18 protein-coding genes and 1 pseudogene are annotated in these 16,765 nt (G+C 44.6%); 15 read left to right on the forward strand and 4 right to left on the reverse strand.

Translation table 11 applies throughout. The features are described 5' to 3' along the window. Positions 1–130: 130 nt before the first annotated feature. The 6 genes from IC229_RS14370 to IC229_RS14395 all read left to right on the forward strand — a co-directional run bounded on the left by IC229_RS14370 (position 131) and on the right by IC229_RS14395 (position 8,881). The gene (locus IC229_RS14370) at positions 131–685 is read left to right on the forward strand and encodes an RNA polymerase sigma factor (RefSeq protein WP_190887682.1); all 555 of its coding nucleotides are present in this window, start codon (positions 131–133) and stop codon (positions 683–685) included. Next, complete coding sequence (locus tag IC229_RS14375; RefSeq protein WP_190887683.1) at positions 682–1,497, forward strand: anti-sigma factor; 816 nt, start codon at positions 682–684, stop codon at positions 1,495–1,497. The genes IC229_RS14370 and IC229_RS14375 overlap by 4 nt, the downstream gene beginning before the upstream one ends. Before the next feature lie 144 nt (positions 1,498–1,641). Further along, on the forward strand, positions 1,642–2,157 hold the full coding sequence (gene msrB / locus IC229_RS14380) for a peptide-methionine (R)-S-oxide reductase MsrB (protein ID WP_190887684.1): 516 nt from the start codon (positions 1,642–1,644) through the stop codon (positions 2,155–2,157). A gap of 268 nt (positions 2,158–2,425) precedes the next feature. Then, entirely contained in the window at positions 2,426–5,026 is a 2,601-nt protein-coding gene (locus tag IC229_RS14385; RefSeq protein ID WP_190887685.1) for a penicillin-binding protein 1A, read from the forward strand. A gap of 346 nt (positions 5,027–5,372) precedes the next feature. Continuing rightward, positions 5,373–6,098, forward strand: coding sequence for an outer membrane beta-barrel protein (locus IC229_RS14390; RefSeq protein ID WP_190887686.1), 726 nt, complete (start codon positions 5,373–5,375; stop codon positions 6,096–6,098). A 296-nt stretch (positions 6,099–6,394) separates the two neighbouring features. Beyond that, positions 6,395–8,881, forward strand: coding sequence for a TonB-dependent receptor (locus tag IC229_RS14395; RefSeq protein ID WP_190887687.1), 2,487 nt, complete (start codon positions 6,395–6,397; stop codon positions 8,879–8,881). A gap of 162 nt (positions 8,882–9,043) precedes the next feature. Here IC229_RS14395 and IC229_RS14400 read toward each other — a convergent pair whose 3' ends face one another. After that, positions 9,044–9,574 (reverse strand): DUF6252 family protein, encoded by a 531-nt coding sequence (locus IC229_RS14400; RefSeq protein ID WP_190887688.1) that lies wholly within the window; start codon positions 9,572–9,574, stop codon positions 9,044–9,046. A 350-nt stretch (positions 9,575–9,924) separates the two neighbouring features. Between IC229_RS14400 and IC229_RS14405 the strand changes: the two genes are divergently transcribed. Continuing rightward, the gene (locus tag IC229_RS14405) at positions 9,925–10,290 is read left to right on the forward strand and encodes a hypothetical protein (RefSeq protein WP_190887689.1); all 366 of its coding nucleotides are present in this window, start codon (positions 9,925–9,927) and stop codon (positions 10,288–10,290) included. Between the two features lie 76 nt (positions 10,291–10,366). Here the strand turns inward: IC229_RS14405 and IC229_RS14410 are convergent, their stop codons facing one another. Then, positions 10,367–10,828 (reverse strand): GNAT family N-acetyltransferase, encoded by a 462-nt coding sequence (locus tag IC229_RS14410; RefSeq protein WP_190887690.1) that lies wholly within the window; start codon positions 10,826–10,828, stop codon positions 10,367–10,369. Positions 10,829–11,037: 209 nt separating this feature from the next. Here IC229_RS14410 and IC229_RS14415 point away from each other — a divergent pair, with 209 nt between their 5' ends. After that, complete coding sequence (locus IC229_RS14415) at positions 11,038–11,439, forward strand: T9SS type A sorting domain-containing protein (RefSeq protein WP_190887691.1); 402 nt, start codon at positions 11,038–11,040, stop codon at positions 11,437–11,439. Between the two features lie 541 nt (positions 11,440–11,980). On the opposite strand, the gene IC229_RS36085 is transcribed toward IC229_RS14415, so the two are convergent. Beyond that, positions 11,981–12,991, reverse strand: a complete 1,011-nt coding sequence (locus IC229_RS36085) for an acyltransferase family protein (protein ID WP_190887692.1) — start codon at positions 12,989–12,991, stop codon at positions 11,981–11,983. 642 nt (positions 12,992–13,633) lie between these two features. On the opposite strand from IC229_RS36085, the gene IC229_RS14425 reads away from it, so the two are divergent. Both IC229_RS14425 and IC229_RS14430 read left to right on the forward strand, forming a co-directional pair. Then, positions 13,634–13,882, forward strand: coding sequence for a transposase (locus IC229_RS14425; RefSeq protein WP_190887693.1), 249 nt, complete (start codon positions 13,634–13,636; stop codon positions 13,880–13,882). A 16-nt stretch (positions 13,883–13,898) separates the two neighbouring features. Further along, complete coding sequence (locus IC229_RS14430) at positions 13,899–14,051, forward strand: transposase (RefSeq protein ID WP_394355943.1); 153 nt, start codon at positions 13,899–13,901, stop codon at positions 14,049–14,051. 73 nt (positions 14,052–14,124) lie between these two features. On the opposite strand, the gene IC229_RS36090 is transcribed toward IC229_RS14430, so the two are convergent. After that, positions 14,125–14,265, reverse strand: coding sequence for an integrase core domain-containing protein (locus IC229_RS36090; RefSeq protein WP_190887695.1), 141 nt, complete (start codon positions 14,263–14,265; stop codon positions 14,125–14,127). A gap of 29 nt (positions 14,266–14,294) precedes the next feature. Here IC229_RS36090 and IC229_RS14440 point away from each other — a divergent pair, with 29 nt between their 5' ends. From IC229_RS14440 to IC229_RS36105, 5 genes and pseudogenes are all read left to right on the forward strand, one after another. Continuing rightward, complete coding sequence (locus IC229_RS14440) at positions 14,295–14,753, forward strand: helix-turn-helix domain-containing protein (protein WP_190887696.1); 459 nt, start codon at positions 14,295–14,297, stop codon at positions 14,751–14,753. Continuing rightward, a pseudogene (locus IC229_RS14445) lies at positions 14,729–15,358 on the forward strand (IS630 family transposase); the annotation flags it as partial. The gene IC229_RS14440 and the pseudogene IC229_RS14445, both read left to right, overlap by 25 nt. 108 nt (positions 15,359–15,466) lie before the next feature. After that, positions 15,467–15,754, forward strand: a complete 288-nt coding sequence (locus IC229_RS36095) for a transposase (protein ID WP_394355939.1) — start codon at positions 15,467–15,469, stop codon at positions 15,752–15,754. Next, the gene (locus IC229_RS36100) at positions 15,751–16,494 is read left to right on the forward strand and encodes an IS3 family transposase (RefSeq protein ID WP_394355944.1); all 744 of its coding nucleotides are present in this window, start codon (positions 15,751–15,753) and stop codon (positions 16,492–16,494) included. The genes IC229_RS36095 and IC229_RS36100 overlap by 4 nt, the downstream gene beginning before the upstream one ends. After that, on the forward strand, positions 16,472–16,633 hold the full coding sequence (locus IC229_RS36105) for an IS3 family transposase (protein WP_394355940.1): 162 nt from the start codon (positions 16,472–16,474) through the stop codon (positions 16,631–16,633). The genes IC229_RS36100 and IC229_RS36105 overlap by 23 nt, the downstream gene beginning before the upstream one ends. The last annotated feature ends 132 nt before the right edge of the window (positions 16,634–16,765 follow it).

Raw genomic sequence — 16,765 nt, forward strand, 5'->3', positions numbered from 1 at the left:
ATCATGAATATATCTGCTCCAAATCTCTGGAACGCTTTAGTATTCGGCCCAGTCAAATACGTACTCTAACGCTTTATCAGTATACGTTTTTAAAATTCTCTCTATATTTGACTCACTTAATACCCTCTGTGTGAAACGTCAGTCTTCCTTAGTCTCAGAAGATGTCCTGATTGAAAAACTCGCCCGGCGCGACAAGCAGGCTTTTCAATGGCTTTACGACCAATACTCGCCCGCACTCTATGGTGTGGTGCTCCGTATTGTACGTGAAGAAGAACAGGCGCAGGACCTTTTACAGGATATTTTCGTTAAAATCTGGAAAAGCCTCGACGCCTACGATGCCAGCAAAGGCCGTTTATTTACCTGGTTGCTCAATATAGCTCGCAATACAGCGATCGATTCGCTACGTGCCCGCAAAACCCAACCCTCCGGAGCAATCCGAACTGACGACGAGAACGTACATATTGTTGATCGTCAGCATAACACGGAGCAACCTAATCCTGAACATATTGGAATTCGGGAAGTTGTGGATCAACTCAGACCCGACCGGAAGCAATTAATCGATCTGGTGTATTTCGGCGGATATACGCACGAGGAGGCTGCCGATGAATTAAAGCTTCCGCTCGGTACAGTGAAGACAAGGGTTAGGGCTGCCTTGCAGGAGTTAAAGCAATTATTCAAGTCATGAACGTAACAGAGTACATAGAATCAGGCATCTTAGAATCTTACGTAATGGGCGCCGTCAGCGACCAGGAGCGACGTGAGGTACAGTGTCTATCCTCTATATATCCTGAAATAAAAGCAGAACTCGATCAGCTCTCGGAGGCTTTCGAGCAATATGCGCTGGCTTACAGTGTAGAACCACCAGTGTCCATTAAAACCAAATTACTGAACGAATTGGATTTTAACGAGCAATCGGAAGAAACCGTTGTTCGCCCATTACCGGTTGATCGTCCATTTATTTCGAGTTTTCGTGCCACCTGGATCGTAGCAGCGTCGGTAGGATTATTTTTGCTGCTATTTTCGCTATTCCTTCTATCCGAACTACGTACCAACCAGAAAACGCTGGCTTCGATGCGTGAATCGAATACCAAGTTGCAGGGAGATATTCAGGAGTTGCGCGAAGAGCAATCGCAAAACGATCAGATGCTTGCTTTACTACGTCAGCCTGGCACTCGAACAATAGCACTACGTGGCAACGAGAAAGCGCCTGATGGTAACATGCTGGTTTTCTGGAATAGGCAGACTCATGAGGTGGCTATTCAGGTACAATCTTTGCCAACATTACCACCCGACAAACAGTACCAGCTCTGGTCGCTGGTGGGTGGCAAACCGGTGGATGCGGGTGTCTTTGATCCGACAAATGGTAATCAGTTACTACAACGCCTGAATCGTTCTATAACCCAGGCCGACGCTTTTGCTGTAACTGTCGAAAAACGCGGAGGTAGCCCCTCGCCTACCCTCACAACGCTACTCGCTATGACACCCGTCAATAGCTGAACGAGCTCCCCTTTTTTGGTGTTAATTAAGTGGGCATGTATTGCTACATACCCTATTTTGATTGTGGTTTAAAATTGGAATTTTCCGCGATTTCACAAATCCAGACGTACGCTGAAAACGTATATTTATATAAACCTTATAACCATGAAATACGCTTCATTAATTGTCTTAATAGTCTGTTTGTTACCAGGCTTTTCATTTCTCAACGCCTGGTCGGGGCAACCGTTTAACCAGGTAATTGCCAAAGCGCTGATTGATGATAAACCACCCCGCCGGGTCGTTAAGTCAAATGCTGAATGGAAAAAAATCCTCACGCCCGACCAATACGCTGTGTTACGTGAACACGGCACGGAGCGAGCTGGTACCAGCCCATTGAACGACATTCACGAGCATGGTACGTTCTATTGTGCAGCCTGCCACAATCCGCTGTTTTCGTATGATACCAAATTTAATTCGGGAACGGGTTGGCCAAGTTTCTTCGCACCGATTGCCAAAAACGCAGTAAAAGAAGAATCGGATAAATCGTACGGGATGATACGTACCGAAGTTCTTTGCAGTGTTTGCGACGGCCACCTGGGACACGTTTTCAACGATGGCCCTAAACCGACCGGCCTGCGTTATTGTATGAATGGCGTTGCTATGACGTTTGAGAAGAAATAGATTGTATTAAAACAAGAAGAGGAGGCTGAAAAGGCACTAGAAATAGTCTTTTTCAGCCTCCTCTTCTTGTTTTTCCCCTTTTCAGGAAAATTGTTCTATATCACATCGCCCGAAAATACGTTATATTTGGTGCCCGGTCGGGCCTGATTGAGTGATTTATTCTGCTCCGACTGGTACTTAATTTATACCTTGTTTGTCCACACTCCGGGCCGGTTGATAGCTTTCGGGTGACCTTTTGCAGAATACAAGGTTTTTCATTTAAAAACGCATGAGTCAATACAGAAAGCGATTCCGCACTGTACGGCACGCTTTTGGCGCTTTCCGACGACGTATTAAAGAACGGGGATTACGCCTGGGCGATGTCAGACGTGGCGTGGGTCGCCAGCTATATAAACAGACGGCCCGAATTGCTGGTGAAGAACGTGTCAGTTCATGGGCAGCCGCTTATAGAGGTTATCAAGAGCGGTTTTGGACGTTTGTTCATCAATACATCGACCCCGAATCCTGGTACTACCCTTATCTAAAGTTTCTGACCAAAGGCTTTCTCTGGGGGTCACTCCTGTTGGGTATTTACGTTTTTGTGCTCAACTACAACTTCCTGTACCTGACCGGCACTATGCCGAGTGTTGAAGAATTAAAGAATCCGAAGCTGAACCAGGCGTCGGAAATATATTCGCAGGATAAGGTATTGATTGGCAAGTTTTACGCCGAAAACCGCACGCCAATTAAATTCGAAAATATCCCTAAGCCATTAATCAACGCCCTCATTGCTACTGAGGATGCCCGTTTTTATGAGCACGGTGGCATCGATCCCCGCGCCCTCGGTCGTGCGATCATTAGTTTTGGTCGTGATGGAGGTGGTTCGACTATTACACAACAGTTAGCTAAAAACCTGTTTAAAACCCGGCGTAAATCAGAAACGGGCATCCTGACCCGGATTCCGTTTGTCCGAAAAATCATTTATAAATCGAAAGAGTGGCTCATGGCCCTCAAACTGGAACGTAATTTTTCGAAGAACGAAATTATTACGTATTATTTCAATACGGTCGATTTTGGCAGCAATGCCTTTGGGCTCAAAACAGCCGCACGAACCTTTTTCAATAAAGTGCCCGACAGCCTGAACGTACAGGAAGGAGCAGTTTTGGTGGGACTTCAGAAAGCGACAACAAGCTACAATCCGCTTCGAAATCCGAACCGTTCCAAAGTGCGCCGGAACGTAGTGATTGGCCAGATGGCTAAATACAACTTCCTCACCAAAAACCAGGCTGATTCGATCAGCGCGTTGCCGCTCGAAACTGACTATACGCCCGAAAATCCGTATTCAGGACCAGCCAGTTACCTGAAAAACGCGGTTGAGGACTACGTATCAAAATGGGGTGAAGAAAACGGATATGACCTCAATACCGATGGATTACGTATCATTACGACCATCGACTCGAAAATGCAGACGTACGCTGAAGAAGCTACGGGCGAGAAAATGAAGCAGTTGCAGCGCACGTTTGATAATCACTGGCGTGGTCGTAACCCCTGGACTGATGAAGATGGGAACGAACTGCCCGGTTTTATCGACTCAGTTGCCCGGCGTACTGAACGGTACAAAACATTAAGCCGTCGGTTTATGCCCCTCTACCCGGATTCGATCATGTATTACATGAAGAATAAGAAGTATAAAATGCGGGTATTTAGCTGGAACAATAAAAAGGGTTACGATTCAACGTTCATGACGCCTTACGACTCCATCGCTTATTACAAGCATTTTCTACAGGCAGGTATGGTAGCGATGGACCCGCATACGGGCTACATACGCGCCTGGGTTGGTGGTCTGGACTACGATTATTTTAAATACGACCACGTAAAACAGGGAAAACGTCAGCCGGGCTCTACGTTCAAGCCGTTTGTGTATACGACCGCCATCGACGATACGCTCATCAACATGGCCCCCTGCGACCGGATTCAGGATAAACCATTCCGAAAAGAATACCGCGAAAACGGTGAAGATAAAGTCTGGGAACCTCGGAATTCGGTGGGCTATTTCAGTTATTCGAACATGACGCTACGTCGGGCTATGGCACGATCGGTCAATTCGATAACGGCCCAGTTAACCGATCAGGTAACGCCCGAACGTGTGGTGCAATACGCCCGTCGCATGGGAATAAAAAGTCGGCTTCAGGCGGTACCTTCCATTGGATTAGGGTCATCCGACGTATCGTTGTATGAACTGGTTGGCGCCTATTGCACATTTGCCAACGACGGCGAAACGACCGATCCTCTAATCGTACAACGTATCGAAGATCGAGACGGGAATGTTATTGAAACATTTACAAGTCCCCATAAACGCGCCATCAGCCCGGAAACGGCGTTTTTGATGCGGTATATGTTACAAGGTGGTCTACAGGAATCAGGGGGAACCTCGCAAAATCTTTGGTCTTATAATCTGTTCAGAAACCGCAATGAGATAGGTGCCAAAACCGGTACTACGTCCAACAACTCCGATGGCTGGTTTGTAGCGGTATCCAATCAACTGGTGGTCGGCGCCTGGGTCGGTGGTGACGACCGAAGTATCCATTTCCGGTCGACTGATTTGGGCGAAGGGGCCAAAACAGCCCTGCCATTAGTCGGACGTTTTCTGGAGAAGGTATACACTGATCCGAAATTCAAATCGCTCCAGCAACCGTTTCCCAAGGGAGTCGGCATAACGAAGAATTATCTGGATTGTGGCTACGACGATGAGGAAGAAAGCACGGAAGAATCAGATTCGACGGATACGGGCGAAATGATTGATTCTACGTTCTTCCAGCCAGTTCCAATCCCCGACGCGATTCCGCTTCAGAAAGAGCAGAAAGATACAACGACGAAAAGTCAGCCTTAAAACGTTTGTATCAATGCAAAAACGGCCAGCTCACTTACATGGGCTGGCCGTTTTTTATAGTATCTTTTATATCGTTTTTGTCATGCTGACGAAGGAAGCATCTTAACGTTTCCTAACTAACTCGTTTGGATGACTTAAGATGCTTCCTTCGTCAGCATGACAAAAAAATGCGCCTTATTATCTTGTTTTTCAAGGATTTGACATTCAACTAGCAAAATTTTTCTCATTTTTTTTCACCCCATGCAACCAACGTACTGACGTCTTACATCTACTAGTCAAATAACGAAAGGAGACAGTAACAACAACTGAAAAATGAGTTTCCTAAACCCTTATTTTGACTACAACCATGAACACGTTCAACTCCATACTGACCTCAGCTTTACTTGCTGCATCAACCGTTACGTTCGCACAAACCACGGTTACGATTACCACTACCAACGACTCGACCAATAATACGTCGACGCACGTTATTAAACACGAACTAAATTACCACCGTGTTAGGTCGGACTTCGGAATCTATCTGGGTTTCAACAATTTCGGCGGTACGTTACCGGCAGGTTATGAATTTAGTCCACTGGGTTCACGCTTTTTTGCATTAGCCTGGCAACAGCGGATTCCGCTGCTGGTCAATGGCTCTACGAAGCTTCGTCTGATTACCGGCCCTGAAGTAGCCTGGAACAATTTTATGTTCGAAGGAAACAATACGTTACGTAAACAAAATGACCAACTCGTCATTGAAGCCGCTTCAGTTAATCTGAGTCGCTCAAAACTGGTTACGGCACAACTCAACCTTCCGGTGATGATAAACATTACGTTCCGGTCGCGATTTTCCATCAGTGCGGGGGCCTATTATGGAATGCGACTGGATAGTTACACTAAAGTGAAACCCGAAGGCGGCAGCGCCAGCCGTACGCACGATCGCTACAACCTGAATCCAACACGCTGGGGTTACCTTGCCGAAGTCGGCTTCCGCGGTCACTCTAAACTTTTCTTCCGCTACGAGCCTGACAGCCCCTTCCGGTCGGGTATGGGTCCTGATGCTAGTGTCTGGGCGGTGGGGATTAAACTATAGTCTGAACCGGGATTTCAACAAGATTGGGAAGATTAAACAAGATTAGTTAATAAGCTACTCTTCTTAAAATCCTGTTCAATCTTTCCAATTCTGTTAAAATCCCGGCTCAGAATGCAACATTTCGCTTTTACCTGTGTCTTTTAGACGTACTCTTCCCAGTATTTCTCACAACAAATAGCCACTCATCCATACGTTCAGACCGCTTGTGTAAGAACAGGTACTTTGCGATACATACTACCTACCTTTGCCATGTACTTGAAAACAACATAAGCAACCTTCTGAACAGTCAAGAAATCATGAAAACGCTTGTACCATCCTTACTCCTACTCCTGTTATTGTCGCTGACAACTGCCTTTGGGCAGGTTCTGACACGAGGAACCGTACACGGTAACGTAGGAACGGTAGCTGGGAAGCCACTCGAATTTGCCACACTAATGCTGCTGAAAGCTAAAGATTCTACACTGGTAAAAGGAGCGATTAGTGATATTGACGGAAAATATAGTTTCGAAAACGTGGGCGCTGGTCAGTATCTGGTGGCCGGCCAGCAGGTAAGTTATCGCAAAACGTATAGCCCACCGTTCACTATTGATGAAGCGCATCCAGCCTTCGAATTAAGCCCGTTATCGCTAACCGAAGAATCGAAAACACTGAATGAAGTAAAGGTGATCGCTCAGAAGCCGTTCATCGAGCAGCAGGTTGACCGGACCGTTGTCAATGTCGAAAACAGCATTGTTGCGAGTGGTAACACAGCGCTGGAAGTTCTGGAAAAAGCTCCCGGCGTAACCATCGACCGTCAGAACGACCAGATTATTCTGAAAGGTAAATCAGGTGTTATTGTGTACATCGACGGCAAGCAGACATATCTGTCTCAGCAGGAAGTGTCGAATCTGCTGAAAAACACGCCCAGCGATAACATTGCTTCGATTGAGATTATTACCAATCCTGGCTCTAAATACGATGCAGCCGGTAATTCGGGGATTATCAATATCAAGATGAAGAAGAATAAGAATTTCGGTACCAACGGAAACATCATTGTAGGCGCTGGCTACGGCTGGGTAAAATCGCCGAGTGGCATCCGCGACGACCTGCCGAAATTCAATTCATCGATAAACCTGAACCACCGTGAAGGTAAAGTCAATCTGTTTGGCAACTATAGCTATACGAACCGTCAGAGCGCGCAGCAAAACGAACTTAACCGAGTCATAAAATACAACGGAGCCACAAATTATTTCGACCAGGCATCGTTCCGGCCCAACCAGTTTGTGGGTCATTCGTACCGGGCAGGTGCCGATTATTTTATCAATCAGAAAAGTACAATTGGCGTATTGGTTAATGGTTTTGTGAATGAATGGAGTCAGACAGGTGTAAATAATACGCTCATCAGCAATGAAAATCGCCAGTTGACCAGTAAGGCAACGACCCAAACCGGTATCCAGAATCTGTTCAACAACGTAACGACCAACCTCAACTACAAATATGAGTTCGGAAAAGGGCGTGAGTGGACAGTCGATGCTGACTACGTTCATTATGGCGGACGTAACAACAACACGCTGAGTACCAGTTACGTTAATGCCGAGAACGTATCAACGCGCCCGAATCAGGACGTAGTGAACCGAATGCCATCGGCGATTAACATCCTGGCTTTCAAAACGGATTACATTCATCCGCTGAAAAACGGTGCCAAATTCGAAGCCGGTCTGAAAAGCAGTTTTGTGAACGCCGATAATAACACGCTGTACGATACGTTGCAGCAGGAAACTCGTCAGTGGCTTCCCGACGCCAGCCGCTCGAACCAGTTCAAATACGACGAAAACATCAATGCCGCCTATATTAACTACGCCGGCAAATTGGGTAAGAAAACCAAAATTCAGATGGGGCTGCGGGCTGAACATACCCACTCGATTGGTACGTCGGTTACGCTCAACCAAACCGTTGACCGGAACTACCTGAACGTCTTCCCGACACTGTTTCTATCACGGCAACTGGATACCAACAACGTACTGAACCTGTCGTACAGCCGACGTATCGACCGCCCCGATTACCAGAACCTGAATCCGTTCGTGTTTTACCTCGACCCCTATACGTATCAGCAGGGTAACCCGTTCCTACGTCCTCAGTACACGAATTCGGTAGAGTTGACGCACGTATTCAAAAGCGCGTTTACTACGTCGATTAACTTCAGCCGAACCACCGATTTCATCAACCGGGAGACACCTCGCCAGATCCCAGAGAAAAACACTACGTACGTGATCGCTGAAAACCAGGGACATCTGGACAATATCGGCCTGAATCTGAGCTTCCCAGTAACGGTGACGAAATGGTGGCGGATGCAGAATAACATTAATGGCTACTACCAAAACTATCAGACGTTCTATTCGGGAACGCCATACGAAGTGAAACTAGTCGCCTACAATCTGTATACGTCTCAGAACTTCACCTTTAGCAAAACCGTATCAGCGGAGGTATCGGGCTGGTTTAACTCAGCATCGCAATATGGGTTCTACCGGGCACAGCCAATGGGCGCGTTCAACGTGGGTGTTCAGAAGAAGTTGATGGATGGAAAAGGGAACCTGAAACTCAACGTGAGCGATCCCTTCTGGCTGAATAAGTTTAACGGTCGGGCAGTAGTGCAGGACATTGACTTCCGTGTCATGTCGCGGTGGGAGAGCCGTCGGATCATGTTAACGTTCACGTATCGATTTGGTAATCAGAATGTAAAAGCTGCACGCCAGCGCAATTCGGCCACGTCTGCTGAACAAAGCCGGGCTGGCGGACAGAACTAGATATAATATGTATGAAGTATGATGTATGATATGTAGCTCAAGAAATTACAGCATATATCCTACTTCATACAAAGGACTTAGTTTAGGTTAAGAAAACGTGAAAGCCATTTCCAACTTGAGAAATGGCTTTTTTGTATGTTGATAATTTCGAGCAAGTACTGATTACAGATTGTCCATATCTATGTCGAACCGCCCCTCGGTGACTCGCACGATCTCTTTATTGACTATGAATTGTCCATCAAATTCAAACGTCCCTGAAACGATATGATTGATGGTATCCAGACGCGAAATCACTACTTTACCCGGATTTGACTCCATTGAGGTAAAAAGCCTGAATTGGTTATCATAGTAAACGGCGAAGGGGTCATCATATAGATTTTTCAATCTATTAGTACCAATTACCCCTTTGGGGAGCGATAACTGAACCCGGTCTTTGGTGCTGGCATTGGTATGAATCATTAAATAGAAAGTACTGGCGCTCAATCGCTTGAATTCAACTTCGATGGCCTTAGCTGCTGGCCCCTGATCGTTACGAATCCCATTGGCAATCCAAACCTTACCATTGATTCGACAGCCAAATGTATTGAGACCTTCTGTGGTGGGCGCCGGCAAAGGATCTTCTTTGGGTTTACAGCTATTAGCCATAAACATTCCCCATGCAACCAGCATTAATGACTTGAGGAAATAATTCATAGATCAGAAAAGTTAGCACCTGAAAAGCAACACAAAGAAATTGGTTTAAACAAAAGAAGGCAACCAATTTCAGCTATGAATTAATAAAGTGTACAATACCGAGAGCACCACTATACTAGAAAATCTCCCGTTCAATCAATCCTTTTATAGCGTCTACCGAGTAATAAATAAATATAAAAATTATGAAATTAATGAGTATTTATACTTAACAAGTATTAATAATCGTAAAGTTTATATAGTTATAATAACTTAATTATTCAACCTTAAGTTACCAACATACCGTTTACACTAATTATTTGACAGGCGTATTTTTTCTTTGTAGGTTGGTTGCCTGTGATACTAATTAACCTATGGACATTACGATTTACGGAGAAAACCGTCTTACAATTCCTTTTGTATTTGTACTCTATGCTGTTGAAGTAAATACTCAGACGCAGCATATTGAAATCTTTCGCCAGCGTTTCTCATTCATGCCCCGTTATGAGCATGGCGATGTGATCCGATTTAAACGTCCTGGCGAACAAGACATTGAGGACCGGTACGTAGTTGACCGGGTGGTGAACTATGTTGTTTGCATTCCACAGCCTCCTCAGCAACGAGGCAGTACGCAGTATCAGAATCAGGTTTGCGTCATTATGCATCCCCAATCTGTTATGGAAGGGCCGGAGTACGAGGTATATGGCTCAAATAAGGCCAATACGTTTCTACAGGGTTAAGTCGTTTTCTACACTGAACTTCACACATTACTATCGAAACTTTTACACGCAGGACCAACTCACCGCTACGTAGTGACTATTTTCGGGAGCCATTCGCTACACGTCCACGATATTCCCATTCCCAGACATCGCCATCTTCTTCATCCCAAACAGTGCCGAGAAGGACGAAATCATTTTTCTCCAGTATGCGTGTAGAATAATTCGGCTCAGGTAAGGTTCGGGCGGTAACGATCACCGAAGGATCGGTCTGCAACGCCAGCCTGACCAATTGCCCACAAATCTTGGTACCGATGCCTTTCTGCTGATGCCGAGGAAATACGCCATACGCTATTTCGATACGTCCGTCTTTTGGCTTGCCCTTAAATGCCGCGCTACCTACCAACGTATCGTTGAGATTGACTACATAGCCAATCCAGGGTGGCGTATATCCTATCCTGTCAAAAAACTCGATGGTCATAGGTAAACCGACTTCCAAGTCAGGTTCATTCAGAAATTGACTGTTTTCGGCTAAGGTTTGGCGAATGGGAAGGAGATTCATGATGATTAGTTATAAGGGCTTTTTAGGGGTTTGTCTTTACCCCCAAAAGAATCGTTTACGTAGCACCTACCCTCCTGACCGCTCATCATTATTATTTACCGTTCTAGTAGTTTGTATTACATAGTACCGGCCACCACCTATATCTTTGTTTCACCAATCGGGACAAACCCGACCTGCTTAGAACACGAACCAAACAACAATATACTATTATGAAAACGCTCATTAAATCGCTCGCTCTTGCCCTGACACTGGGTTTTGTTACAGTTGCCAATACGTTTGCCGACACCAATCCAGGTCGTCGTGCCGAGAAAGTTGCTACGTTTAAAACCGGCATCTATACCACTACAAGTGGTAAACTGTCGATTGCACTGGATAAAGAAAAAGGTGGCTACGTCGACATTCTGCTGAAGAATGCCGAAGGGAAAGTGCTGTATAGCCAACGGATGAACAAAAACGAAAGCGTGTATCGCACTCGACTGAATCTGAGCGAATTGCCTGATGGTGCCTATCAGCTGGAAATTACCAACGGGGTTGACACAACACGCCAGACCGTCACAATTGCTACCAAAAATCCCCAACGTACCATTGAGGCAGTTGCCATCAATAACTAATCACTCACTACCGACCTACCTTTGCCAGACCGGTTAAATCGGTCTGGCTTTTTTGTTTTGGTCGACTTCAGCTGCCTTCCGTTATTTTAAGTATGAAAGATGAATTACACATACTGATTTGCAGTTATTTTTCCATAATAAATTGTATATCATTTCGGACACGACCCTGCGTTTGAAGCCTTGTAAGCAGATCACTCATACCTACAACTGCGGTCCGGTCATCCAGCTACGCCAGTAGGTAGTCTAGAGGATACAGGTATCAGCAACTTAGCTGCGGGGAATACTATCTGCAAAGGGGATTTCAATATGATTGTAATAGAAATCCGGAGTAGGGGGTCGGGTGGCTGGACGGGGCGAGGGTATACATAGATTTCGTATCTGAGGAACAGTCGGATTGCCGTCGAGTTTATCGATGCTAGGTTGGCGAATTGCTTTGTTTATAGCCAACTATGAGAATAAGAAGCTACAAACATAACAGACCTGTCGTAAACAAAAAACAATCCTGATTATAGAGTTAAACTAACTATGATTTAAAATCAAGCTAGTTGGTTTTCCGTTTCAACCAAGGCTTCTCAATGAAGTTCCAAGATAAAATAGCGACAATCAATACAGTAAATATCAGTAGTGCCATCCCTGGATATAATTTATTTTCCTTAAGCATATTATAATGGATGAAAACCTGTATTATCGGGAAATGATATATATAAATACCATATGAAAAATCACCATATTTACCGAAATTATTGAAGACTGGAAAATTATAGGCTACATAGATTAGTATGACTGTGAAACAAATAGGTCTAAGTACTTCTATATTCATGAAATACTCCATTGAAAAAATACTAATAGATAGTATCAATAGATATGTTCGTATTTTTTTCAGATAAAAATTTCTATAATAATAAAATGAGATGCCACACACGAAATAACAATAAAATCCAGGAGTTTGCCTGCTCAGGAAAAGTAAAAAATCATTACCCGAATTTGATAAATAATATTTATATATAAGTGACAGCCAATACAGAAATGCCAATATAATAATTCTATTATATGACTTACACCTATCTATATAATATAATAGGACTGGCAATGATAAGTAAAATAATAACTCTACTTTAATCGTCCACAAAGCACCATTTACAGCGGGTTGGGGGTTGCTGACAAAAACGCCAGGTAACGTGGGTTGTAAAAAATTTAGAAAAAATAAATTTGAAAGAAAATAAAAATAAAGTTGCCTGTTTGTGAAATAGCTACTTAGCGACAAATTGCTTAGTAATGACAAAAAAATACTAGCCAAAAAAACGAACAATATATAAGCTGGAAGTATCCGTCGGAACCTTTTTTGTAAATAACTAGGTAGGCTATTTGTTCTTTTGTAGCTTTTGGTTATAAGATATCCGCTTATTATAAAAAAACCTGTTACGCTAGTATATGAGTCAAAATAATTTTGTAAACAAGTTATTCTATTTTCTTCGGTTAATTCAATCAAGTGTCTCAATAAAACTGTAAAGGCAAACACAAATCGAATAAGATCAAAATTATTCTTTTCCATAAAAATGTTGATACTTCTAACAGGTAATCGTTTGTTGTATTAACAGGTATTTGCTCTATAAATATTTAGTTTAATGCGATTTTTAATAATACAAATACGCCAATAAACGAAATGAAGACATACCTCTTAATTCTAGTACGGTAGTTTCAACGCACTTATAGAAAATAGACGAGATTATTATTAAAGGTACTTGATTAATTCCTGGTAATCGAGTGAAATTCTCTTTTTATTTATCTATTTGAATTAACACGTCTTAGACAAGCAATCAAACAAAAGTAACACAATAGCTAATAAACAGCGTAACTATATTGAATAATTCCTGAATCGATCGATATAGAAAGCTGCCATTGTAAGCGGAGGAAGTAACGCCCACTGAAACGAAGAGGACTCCTGAGCTGACGCAAAAATGAGTATACTGATTCTGCCAGTGGGGAACTGGATAGTCAGGAGTTAGCTGGCTCGCTCATTTGTAATCGGATACCATCCCCCAAGATTTAGGCCGTTGTTTAGCTTCGCGTGTTGCTGTAAACCCGAAGCGGAAGAATAAATCTAAGAAACTGTCTGAAAACCATGATAACATAGAAAAAGGCATCCGATAAAAGGGAATTTTGTAGTGACCAAACCGCAAAACGTCCTTCTCAGATGCCTTCCCACAAAACTAAGCAGAAAGTCACCAAAAAATTGCCTGCCGAACTCTCTACTCAACAATGGAAACAGCTAAAACCCTTATTACCAGTCCCCAAAAAGCAAGTCGACGGGCCCGGTCGTACTCCACTTGATTTGCGGGAGGTCATTAATGCGATTCTGTATGTGATGCGCAGCGGGTGCTCATTTATACGATTGGGTAGCCAATCTGAGGGGCTGGATTTGGCAGGTGGTCAAGCGAAGTGATGATAAAAACCGGTTTGTGTTATTGCCTCGTCGATGGGTAGTGGAGCGGAGTTTTGGCTGGTTAAGCTTTCACCGTCGGTTGTCCAAAGACGACGAAAAGCTAACCCGCAACAGCGAGTCAGCTTTGTATATTGCCATGTTGCCCATGATGCTCAGAAGGCTCAATTAACTATTTTCAGACAGTCTCTTACAACTACTCTGATTGATACGTTTACTCAATTGTGCTATCCCCTACTAGGTGTTCAGATTTTGAGTAGAGCCAATCCCGCTTGTTTGAACTCAACTGGTGTCATAAAACCAAGCGCCTGGTGAGTCCTCTCTATATTGTAAGCCTTCAACCAAGTTTCAATTACCTTCCGCACTTGAGCTAAGTGATCACGCAAATTTAGATTAAGTTTATTAGCTTAGCGTTATGGGACGCAAACGCCATATCCAACTAACTGATTCTGAACAACTCACCCTACATGAAGCGCTCAAGAATCATCCCAAACATGAGTTTCGTCGATCTGCTCAAGCCCTACTTTGGAACCACCAAGGTTGGGCCGTCAAAACCATTGCTGATGCCTTGGAAGTCTGTCCCCAGAGTGTCAGTAACTGGCTGACGGCCTTTGAGCAAGATGGCCTGGTGGGGCTCAGACGCCATAAAGGACAAGGGCGTAAACCCATTCTGTCGATCACCAACGCTCTTCATCAACAGACCTTAGCTCAGGCAGTAGCTATGCATTATCAGCATACTGGTCGGATACAGGCTCACTTACAGCATACCTTAAACCAGCTAGTTAGCCGCGATACAGTCAAACGGTTCTTAAAAAAAACGACTATGCCTACCACCGCTTACGCCGAAGTACCAAAGCAAACCAAGATTCAGTAGCCTATGCGGATGGACTGCAACGCTGGAAAATCTTGCTCAGTCTGTGGGTCTGTGGTCTCATCGACCTGTATTTTGCCGACGAGACCGGTTTCACCCAGCAACCTTATATTCCCTATGGCTGGCAGAAAAAGGGCAACCCCCTATTGCTACCCGCCCGCACTACCACCAAACGACTTAACCTACTCGGCCTGATGCGCTTAGACAAACACCTGACGGTGTATCACAGTGAGAAATCGTTAACCGGTGCCTTTGTCGTCCAATCACTGACTGATTTTGTTAATCAATCTCACACCAAGCCTGTTGTGATCGTGTTGGACAATGGCCCTATTCATCGTTGTCAGGCTGTTTATGAACGCCAAGCTGAATGGGAAGATAAGGACGTTTACCTGTTTTTTCTACCAGCCTACAGCCCCCATTTAAATCCGATTGAAATCCTGTGGCGCTTTATGAAATACCGTTGGCTGAAGAAAGTGGACTACCTATCGTGGAGCCGCTTGAAAAAATCGGACCGCCGAAGCGGCCATCTTCGCCATCATCAAAGCCTTTGGACAAGAATATCGGATCGATTTCACCGAACTACAGGCCAAAAATATAGTTCACTTTAATTCTGCGTGATTGGAGTTGCTACATTTGACTGGAGACTTTTTTGGGACGTATTTGGGGTATAAACTTCAATTCAACCATGGTAAAACGACCGCAATGGCGGACCATGTGTGTTCGACGAAGCATTCCCAGAGATGGCTGTCGAATTGTCTTACGCTAAGGGATCAATTCAAGAGGCCGCCCGCGAATTGGGCGTTGATCCGGGACGAATCAGCAAATGGAGACAGCGCCACAAAAAAACTGATCAAAACCTACCCCTCAATTCAACACTGACTGACGAGCAGCAACAGATTCGTAGGTTGCAGCGAGAACTTCGAGAAGCTCAAATGGAGCGCGATATATTAAAGAAGGCGGTCAGCATCTTCTCCAAGACCGACGGGAAATATTCCGATTTATAAAGGAGCATGCCAGCGAGTTTCCCGTTGAGAAGATGTGTAAAGTGCTTAAGGTGAGTAGCAGTGGCTATTATTATTGGCGCAAGCATCCCATCGGAGTCCGGCACCAAAACCAGCATCAGTTGGTAAGCCACATCCGACGCGTGCATAAACAGAGTGAATATCGTTATGGTAGTCCCCGGATTGCCGATGAACTCCGGGAGCAGGGTGTGAAGGTATCCCGTAATCGTGTGGCCAGGCTCATGAAGAAGGCTGGTATTCGTAGTATCATTTACAAAAAGTACCGAGTACAGACTACGGAATCAGATCACGAGTATCCGGTAGCAAAAAACTTGCTCAACAGAGAGTTTACCGCTGACAAACCTGGACAAAAATGGGTGTCTGACATCACCTATATTGCCACTGGCCAAGGGTGGCTATATCTGACCGCGATTTTAGATTTAGCCGACCGAAAAGTGATTGGTTGGGCCATGAGCGATACGCTCAAAGCGGTAGATACAACTGTGTCAGCCTGGCGTATGGCACTCAAAAACAGAGCAATAGATAGTCATCTTCTCTTTCATTCGGATCGGGGTATTCAATATGCCTGTACTGAGTTTAGAGATGAATTGAGGGATTTGCCGGTTGAGCAAAGTATGAGCCGGAAAGGAAATTGTTGGGATAACGCGGTTGCCGAGAGTTTTTTCAAGACGCTCAAAAGCGAACGGTCCGCCGTTGCGGTTGGTCTACCATACTCACTTTGAAACGCGAGCAGCGGCTCGGCTAGCGATCTTTGAGTATATCGAGGGGTGGTACAACCGCCGACGGAAACATTCGGTATTGCATTACCGAACACCGAGTCAACAGGAATCTTATTTTTTCACTGCCGCAATGGCCGCCTGAAAAAATCTCCACTATACTGTTGCAAGTCCAGTTGGATAATGGGCCGATTCATCGGTGTCAGGCTGTCTATGATCGGACCGCCGAAGCGGCAGCAAGCCAATTGGGAGGAGCAGGATATGTATCTGTTCTTTC

The sequence above is a fragment of the Spirosoma profusum genome, assembly GCF_014699005.1.
In the GTDB taxonomy this organism is placed as follows: domain Bacteria; phylum Bacteroidota; class Bacteroidia; order Cytophagales; family Spirosomataceae; genus Spirosoma; species Spirosoma profusum.